Here is a 282-nt window from a genome sequence, read left to right on the forward strand (position 1 = left end):
CAGACGGCAGATTATCTCCCTGACCTGGTGGTTGCCCAGGAGGAGGGCCGGAAATAGGTTGTATCATTACGTATCCTTATACCTGAAATCTTCGCTTTCTTCTGCCCAGGCCGAGGATATTCTTAATCAGCTTTATCAACGGCGGGTTAAAGGGATTGATCCGCGTGTTATGCAACCGCTGCTTAATCCTTTTCCACCGATGATGGACACGTTGCAAAATATGGCAACGCGTCCCGCGCTGTGGATACTGTTAGTCGCGATTATCCTGATGCTGGTCTGGCT

Annotated in this window: 1 protein-coding gene; it reads left to right on the forward strand. The window is 50.0% G+C overall.

The window, feature by feature from the left end:
- Window positions 1-58: 58 nt before the first annotated feature.
- Window positions 59-282: hypothetical protein (locus tag AC0L3J_RS38005; RefSeq protein WP_473350546.1), on the forward strand; the 224-nt coding region annotated here is incomplete at its 3' end.

This window comes from Bradyrhizobium sp. Kon37 (assembly GCF_055807535.1).